This is a genomic window from Methanobrevibacter sp. UBA188, from assembly GCF_905234905.1.
Taxonomy (GTDB): domain Archaea; phylum Methanobacteriota; class Methanobacteria; order Methanobacteriales; family Methanobacteriaceae; genus Methanocatella.
In genome coordinates this window covers 1-8627 of record NZ_CAJOJM010000051.1, presented here as the reverse complement: position 1 = coordinate 8627, position 8627 = coordinate 1, and the positions used below count along the sequence as shown (strand labels likewise).

Annotated in this window: 6 protein-coding genes and 1 pseudogene; 6 read left to right on the top strand and 1 reads right to left on the bottom strand. The window is 33.3% G+C overall.

The features are described from left to right. On the top strand, positions 1–855 hold an 855-nt coding region (locus QZ143_RS08325), incomplete at its 5' end, for a tetratricopeptide repeat protein (RefSeq protein ID WP_292883090.1). Positions 856–1195: 340 nt separating this feature from the next. Here QZ143_RS08325 and QZ143_RS08320 read toward each other — a convergent pair. Then, the gene (locus QZ143_RS08320; protein ID WP_292609257.1) at positions 1196–1696 is read right to left on the bottom strand and encodes a hypothetical protein; all 501 of its coding nucleotides are present in this window, start codon (positions 1694–1696) and stop codon (positions 1196–1198) included. 89 nt (positions 1697–1785) lie between these two features. Between QZ143_RS08320 and QZ143_RS08315 the strand changes: the two genes are divergently transcribed. The 5 genes and pseudogenes from QZ143_RS08315 to QZ143_RS08295 all read left to right on the top strand — a co-directional run. Beyond that, a complete protein-coding gene (locus QZ143_RS08315; protein ID WP_292883087.1) occupies positions 1786–2247 on the top strand; it encodes a MarR family transcriptional regulator in 462 nt (153 codons plus the stop codon). Between the two features lie 291 nt (positions 2248–2538). Further along, the gene (locus QZ143_RS08310; RefSeq protein ID WP_292883084.1) at positions 2539–3792 is read left to right on the top strand and encodes a tripartite tricarboxylate transporter permease; all 1254 of its coding nucleotides are present in this window, start codon (positions 2539–2541) and stop codon (positions 3790–3792) included. A gap of 636 nt (positions 3793–4428) precedes the next feature. After that, complete coding sequence (locus tag QZ143_RS08305) at positions 4429–6537, top strand: Ig-like domain-containing protein (protein WP_292883080.1); 2109 nt, start codon at positions 4429–4431, stop codon at positions 6535–6537. A gap of 23 nt (positions 6538–6560) precedes the next feature. Further along, entirely contained in the window at positions 6561–7841 is a 1281-nt protein-coding gene (locus tag QZ143_RS08300) for an Ig-like domain-containing protein (RefSeq protein ID WP_292883077.1), read from the top strand. A 272-nt stretch (positions 7842–8113) separates the two neighbouring features. After that, a pseudogene (locus QZ143_RS08295) lies at positions 8114–8627 on the top strand (hypothetical protein); the annotation flags it as partial.

The following is an 8627-nucleotide window of genomic DNA, read 5'->3' as shown; positions in this document are numbered from 1 at the left end:
GAAAAAGGAATGTACTACCAATATTATGATGAAAATCATGACAATGGAGATTACGGCGAGAAATATTTCGATGAATATTTAGAAAAGCAACCTAGATCAATTAATGCAATATGTGACAAGGCATTATCCAGATTCAACAAGGGAAAAGTCGATGAGGCGATTGAATACATGGATAAGGCTTATGACAAATACAAATCCTATGCCAAAATTGAAAAGCCAAGAATCAGCAAGAACGAAGTTTTAATGGGAAAGATAGAACTGTTAATTCAAGCCAAAAGGTATGATGATGCATTAGCCTACCTAAACAAATATGAAACATTGACAAACGGCAATGAAAAATCTGATTTATACAAAGGGGTTGCGCTTCAAAAAAATGGAAAAAATGAAGAGGCAATCAAATACCTGGACAGATCATTGGGAAGCGAAGACACAATCATGGCACTCAATGCAAAAGGGGATGCCCTTTATGAGCTTAAAAGATATGATGATGCTCTGAAAGCATATAATTCATGTATACAAAAAGAAAGCAGTATTAAAGATGATGATTTGGATTTGATTAGTAATTTCAATTATAAAGCGGCATTCTGCTGTGTTAAACTTGGAAAGGATGACGAAGCCATCAAATACTTGAATAAAACCATCAACTTCTTAAATGAAAAGGGCAGGCTTCCAAATGATATTGAAAAAATCTACCGGAAATGTTCCTTTGAAAAAGAAAGAATAATGAAAACCGGAAAGGTAAAAGATAAGGAGTTTGGACAAACAAAATTCATGCCTATGAAAACTTCAATCATAATTTTAATAATTATTTTAATTCTATACCTGATTTTAAGATTGTTTGGCTATGGAAATTGATTTTAACCCTTTTTTGAAAATATCTTTTAAAAAAATTTAGGCTTACCTAAAAAAAATAGAAAGCTTTAAATACTATGAAATCAAACTTTAATACAAGTGACATGAATTTAGGTAAAACTAAATGTTCACTTAACAAAACATATTATTAGTCAAAAAAATAATAATACAATCTCCAAAAATATAGAATAAAATATTGAATTAGCTTTTCTCAATTTTCTAATTCAGTATTAATGGAAAATTCTTCTGCCAAAAATTTTCCAAAAAGAAACACGATTGGTGTTTAAACTCCTCCATATACTTAAACACCAATTCATCCCTTTTTTTAATACTAATTTAGACTTTAATATCCTTCACCATCATAATTTGAAGGATCATCATAGATTTCTTCATCCCAGTAATTATCTTCGATATAATCATCCATCTTTTGGTTTAAACCCCAATTATGATTATCATAATAATTATAGGCATCAAAACTAGGTCTGGATGTTGGTACATTAACGTCCTGAGATGAAAAAGCGGAACTGTACTTTTTATCCCCGTCGAATTTTACCTGGACATTATACCATCCTGCATCATATTTTATGCGAAGAAACTTACTATAAGACTTATATTTCCATTCATAATGACCACTGGAATCAGTGATTGTGTAATTGATTTTTCCATTGGTATTGATTTCCCTGCCACGGTCATCAACAAGCTTAATTAAAATAACTCCCTTGCCGTTAAGCCATTTGTCAGTAGATATTTTTACATTAACATTTTCTTTTGCAAAGGCTGGACCTGTAAGCAACACAAAGCCAACACAGACAATTGCAAAAATGATGATGATTTTTTTGTTCATGGTTGCACCTCAATAGTTCATTGTGTATAATATGTTACAAATACTATTTAAATATTAATTCAAATATTAATTAATAAGGAGATATTATTATGATAAAATATGATGAGATTATTGAAGATTCTCCATTATTAGTAAATCATGTGATTACACTGATGAAAACCCATGACTTTTACATCAATAAACACATCAAAAGCGAAACGGAGATACTTCCCAGCCAATATTACATGCTGCTATTTTTATATTATGAAATGGGTACAAACCAATCAGACATTGCAAAGGCATGTCTGATGGACAGAAGCGGAGTTTCAAGGGCATTTAAAGATTTTGAGGAAAAAGGATTGATCACTAGAGAAATTGATGAATACAACAAAAGAGCATATAAAATTACTTTAACCAAAAAGGGAATTGAAACATCGGAATTTTTATTGGAAAAAGAAAAAGAATGGGACAATATGATTTGTGAAGAATTGGATATCCCCCGTGAAGATTTGCTGAAACTTCTAACTAGAGTATCACTAAAATCCCTTGAATTCAACAGGAATCAATTCTAATCGACTTCCATTCCAGAAAAATAACTATCATAATATGCTCTATGTCTTTTAAATGATTTGAAAGATACACATAATACCATCCCTTTTATTTTCATTATTTTCCACATAATCACCTAACTTTTTGTTTATTACCCGAATGTGGACAAATGCTTTTTTAATGAAAACGAGTTTACAAAACCACTACAATTTTTCAAAAAAAGTATAGTAAACAACTCCAATTTTCAAAAACTAAGTAAATATTACTTAATAAATTCAACAAAGTATAAATTAAAGTTAAAACAATTAATAGCTATGATTGAATTAGTAATAGCTTGTTTTATAGGCATATTGATTGGAACAACAACAGGAATGATACCTGGAATACATGTTAACACTGCCGGAGCAATATTGTTCGCATCTTCAAGTTTTCTGTTGACATTCCTATCACCGGAATTTCTATGTGTCCTGATGGTTGCAATGTCAATAGCCCATGCACTGATTGAATTTGTACCGTCAATGCTTTTGGGAGTGCCACAGGAGGGAACCGCAACATCAATACTACCAGGACACAGAATGGTTCTGCAGGGAAGGTCCAAAGAGGTCATAAGAATAGTGTCAGTCGGAGGATTTGGAGCAATCATAGTTACAATATTGATGATGCCAATCTTTGCAGTTGCACTTCCAATAATGCATGATTTGACAAAACCATTTACATGGATTATCCTGCTTGCTGCATCCGTTTATTTGACTTACAGCATGACAAATTCCATGAGGGATTTTTTATGGTCACTTCTTCTTTTCATCCTTTCGGGAATCTTGGGCTGGATTATCTTTCAAACCCCAATTTCATCAGGAGTGTCTCTAATGTGCACATTTTCAGGTCTTTTTGGAATAAGCACAATATTATTCAGCCTTAATGATTCATCAACAATACCACATCAGAACAAATTTTATGAGCTTAATCTGGATTTGGGGAAATATAAAAGCATTTTTGCAGGAGGAATAACAGGGGCGATTCTTGGTTTTCTTCCGGGATTCGGACCTGCACAGGGAACCGTGATAGCACAGGCTGCAAGCGGCACAAATGACAATGATGATGACGATACTGTCAATTTTTTACTTGCAACATCTGGACTGAATGTTTCGGATTGTCTTTTTTCATTGATTGCAATCTATATCATCGGAAATCCCCGAAGCGGAATTGCCGTATACATGTCATATCTAATCTCTGAGATGACACTGAACCATTTGATGATTTTTATCTTTGCATCATTGATAGCAGTGTCCGTTTCATTGGTGTTGTCTTTAAAATTAGGAGATTCATTTTCCAGGCTGATGGGTGGTGTTGATTACAAGAAATTGTCCATTGGAGTAATATTGCTTCAGATATTAATATTATACATATTCATTTTTTATTATCAGGCTCCTGTTTTTTATATGACTCTGGCTTTGATTACTTCAACCGCCATGGGAATGCTTCCCCACTACATTGGAGTTGGAAAATCCCATTTGATGGGAATACTGATTGTTCCAGCAATCGTCATTTATATGCAAATGTTTATTTAGGTTAAATTATGAAAAACAAATTAATTAACAATATTTACGAATATATAAAAATATGGAGAATGAAAATGAGCGAATATGAAATCATTCTTGAAGAGGCATATTCAAAAAAATTAGGTATGGGTTCAACTGCAAAAAAAAAATATTTCAAGAAATCAATAACAAATCAGAAGCAATATTGAATTTTAAAAATATTGAGTTTATGAGCAGATCATTTGCACAAGAATACGTATTTCAAAAACATAACTGCAATACAAAAATAACTGAAGTAAATATGTCTGAATCAATTAAACAACTATTATATATTGTATCTGAAGATTTTGAAAAAACTTGTTTGAGATAGTAGATAATCAACACACCATCTGTTATTTTCATTATTTCTAAAATATAAGCATCTACACATCACCAACTTAAAAAACCACATTTTAAACATCCAAAATCATGAATGATTAATTGAAGTTATCCCCAATTAATTTCTAATTGTCTTTTAATGAAACCAATATTTTCCAAATTAATGTTTTGAACATTACTATTTTAAATAAGTATTTAATCAACCATCCCCCTCAATTTTAACATTACAAAAACATTTTTATATTCATCAAAAACAAAATTTTTAAACAGAAAAGGAGTTAAAAAAACATGAAATACAAAAGTATAATATTGATTCTTTCTATTTTTATCCTATTCAGCATTGCCAGTGTAAGCGCTGGTGAAGTTGACGATAAAGTAATGATGAGTGATGAAAATCCAGAAATAGAATCAACATCTATAGAAAAGGATTTGAAAACAACGGATGACAATCAAGTACTAAGCAAAACAAATGATGATGAAATACAAAGTGTAAAAGATAATGAAATTACAGGTGCCGATGTTGATCCAAATACAAACGCTACATTCGATGATTTGAAAAAAGAGATTGGTGAAGGAGGAAATATCACACTGAAACATAAATTCTATAATTACAATGGCACAGGTCAAGAACTAGAGTTTATTAATCTAGGTGTTCCTAATAGTGTTATTGATGGTAACGGTGCTGTTATTGATATGAATGGATCAGATACTCAGGTATTCCACATAGAGAGTAACAATATAACCGTTAAAAATCTGACTATTAAAAATGCATGCCGTGATACAGAGGGTCTTGCTTTTTATGTTAATGGCAACGATGCTAAAATTTTAGATTGTAATTTTATTGATAACAATGGACAATTGAAGGGTCTAATTTACTTTGAAGAGAATATCAATGGCGCTGTGACAAATTGTACTTTTATCAATAACAAAGGAGACCAATATAGCTGGGGTGGTGCTATTTACAATACAAATGGTAATGTTGCTGTGACAAATTGTTATTTTAGTGGAAATTATGCTGGGGAAGGTTCTGATATCTATTCAGAAGCCTATTCCGTTACTGCAGACACATGTATCTTCACAGATACCGGCACAACTTACAATGTGCAGATTGTTCCTCCTACCTTGAATGTGGATGATTTCGTAGCACTTAATAATTCCTGTGAAAAATTAACATTGGACTTAAAAACAAACAGCGGCATGTCTGTAGACAATGGAAATATCTCAATAAGCGTATACGATAAAAATAATGACAGTTTAATCGGAGAATACAGCTGCTTAAGCGGTGAAGGATGGGCTGTGAATTTGCCGGTCGGATCCTATTATGCTATTTTCAATACTGAATATGCCGGATTTGAAGCAATCAACAGAACCATAACAGTAATTCCAAACACAGAATACTATATTAATGTAACACCTGTGACAACCAGCAGCAAGACAGTTAACATCTCTGCAAAGTCCAATATACCGACTGACATCATAGGAGGCAGATTAGTGTTTATCCTGCCAAACGGTGATGAAATCAACGGAACATACGATTCCCAGGACACATGGTGGACAATGCACACATTTGATGATTACGGAACTTATGAAATCAATGCAACATATACCAATTTTAAAAGGGCAACCGTCAACAGCGCAACCATAACAGTTAGAAAAACCAATTCAACCATTGATCTTGGTGACATTGTTTTAGATTATCCTGAATCTGAAAACGTTACCGTAATAACTGAAGGCGCAACAAGCATCACCGCCAAGATTGACGATAAATCTGTTAGTGTTGTTGATAATTTTACAATTCAAATTTCAGATTTGGATGCCGGCAACTACACTTTAGCAGTGACAACAATACCTGATGAAACCCACCTCTCCGTAACTAAAACAGTGACAATTACTGTTAATAAGGCATCAGTGAAAATTGTTGCAAGTGATTTGGAACTAAACTTAGATGACAAATCCAAAGTCAGTTATGCATTGGAACCTGAAGAAGCTACTGGACGAATTTATTTTATAAGCGATAACCCAGAGGTTGCCAATGTCGCATCTGACGGAAACATCACTGCACTTTCAGCAGGCACAGCAAACATTACAATCACATTTGAAGGGAATATAAACTACGAAAAAACCACCAAAATCATAAAAATCAAAGTGAACAAGGCCAATTCAACCTTAATCATCCCATCACAAGAATTGGAATACAAGCCTTCCTTAAACATCACCGTAGATGCAACAGGCGCTACCGGAATTATCGCAAAAATCGATGGCAAAGACGCTAAAACTGATGGATTTACAATAGAAATTCCAGTGGATGCTGGAATCTACACCTTAAACGTGACAACAATACCAGATAAAAACCATAACCCAGTAACTAAAACAGCCAACATTACTATCAATAAGTAGATACTAACATTGGTGCAAATGATTTGGAACTGGCATTTGGAGATAAAACCAAACTCGTTTATGTATTGATGCCCGAATACGCTGAAGGAAACATAACCTTTTCAAGCAACAATCCAAGCGTTGCCAATGTCACTACCCTTGGCGAAGTCACTGCACTTTCAATCGGTACAGCAAACATTACAATCACATTCAAAGGAAATAAAAACTACGAAAAAACCACCAAAACCATAAAAATCAAAGTGAACAAGGCCAATTCAACCGTAAACATCGGATCATCAGTATTGGATTATGGAAATTCCCTAAACATCACTGCAGATACAACAGGAGCCAAAGGAATTACCGCAAAACTAGATGGTAAAGATGCAAAAGTTAACGGATACACAATAGAAATTCCGGTATTGAATGCAGGCAGCCACACTTTAACAGTAACAACAATACCTGAGGAAAACTACAATGCAGTCACCGAAAACGCTACAATAACTGTCAGGAAACTAAATTCAACATTAACAGTCAATAACGTTACATTTGATTACAACTCTATCGGATCCACAACAGTAACATTTACAGGAGCTACAGGAGTTAATGCAATAGTGGTAAACCAATACCAAGCTAACGTAACTGTCAACGGCACCAACATAACAGTATCCCATTTGAATGCAGGCAAATACACATTGCAAGTTACCACAATTGCTGAGGAAAATTACAATCCAGTTACAAAAACAGCCAGCATTACTGTCAACAAGCTCAAAACAACTTTAAGTGGAAAATCTATTGCCACAGTATACAATGTAAACAAAAACCTTGTCATTACATTAAAAGACTCCAAAGGCAATGCACTAAATGGCGTTAATATAACAGTCCAGCTGAAAGATGCAAAAACATACACTACTAAAAACGGTCAAATAAAAGTGTCTACAAAAGGATTGGCTCCTAATGCCTACACTGCAAAAATAACATTCAAAGGCAACACCAACTATGAAAAAACATCCAAGAATACTGTTAAAGTCACAGTCAAGAAGGCAACACCAAAAATAACCGCCAAAAAGAAAACATTCAAACGTACAGTCAAAACCAAAAAATACAACATTGCTTTAAAAACCAACCAAAACAAAGCTATGAAAGGCGTTAAAGTTACACTTAAAGTCAACAAGAAAACCTACTCTGCAAAAACCAACAAAAAAGGCATTGCAACATTCAAAATAACCAAGTTGACCAAAACCGGCAAATACACCGCCATTGTTAAGTTTGCAGGAAACAAATATTACAATGCAAAAGCTGTAAAACAAAAAATTATCGTTAAGTAGATGCAAATCTGCATCTACAACTTCTTTTATTTTTTTAATAATTACCCACTATTTTTCAATTTAGCTTTTTTCAAGGATTTCGACACATTCAGTGTAAACCAACAGATTAACTCCACCAAGTAAAGAACCAGACAATATTATGGAGTCAATATCCCAATAGCACATTTTTCATATTTAATTGTTCAACTAATTTTTTATCAATTGAATAGTTTTATAAATGCTTATAATATATGTCATCCAAACATATAATCATTAATGGAGGTAAAGTAGTAATGTTTAGTAAAAAAAACATGATATTTATCATGCTTATTTTAATATTATTTACTCTTTCGGCAGTCAGTGCCGCTGATAACTCCACAACGGACGTTGTTGGTTTGGAAGATGTAAATGATGATGTGATAAGTGTTGAAAAAACACAAACTATTGGAGAAACGGAAAATAATACTGCTTCGGAGGATAAACATAATTCCTTTGGAGATTTGGAAAACTTAATTGATGATGCTAAGTCAGGATCTACAATAATTCTTGATAGGGATTATGTAAATGATGACGATTATGACTCTGATGGAATACATATTGATAAGGATATAACCATCGACGGTCAGGGCCATACAATTGATGCGAAAGGAAATTCACGTATGTTTAAAATTGATGATGATTTAAATGTCGTATTTAAGAACATGACTTTTATAAATGGTTACAATAATGGTAACGACGATGTAATGCATTGGAGGAGTGGAGGAGCTATTCACGGATATTGTACTGCAATAAACTGTACTTTTGCCG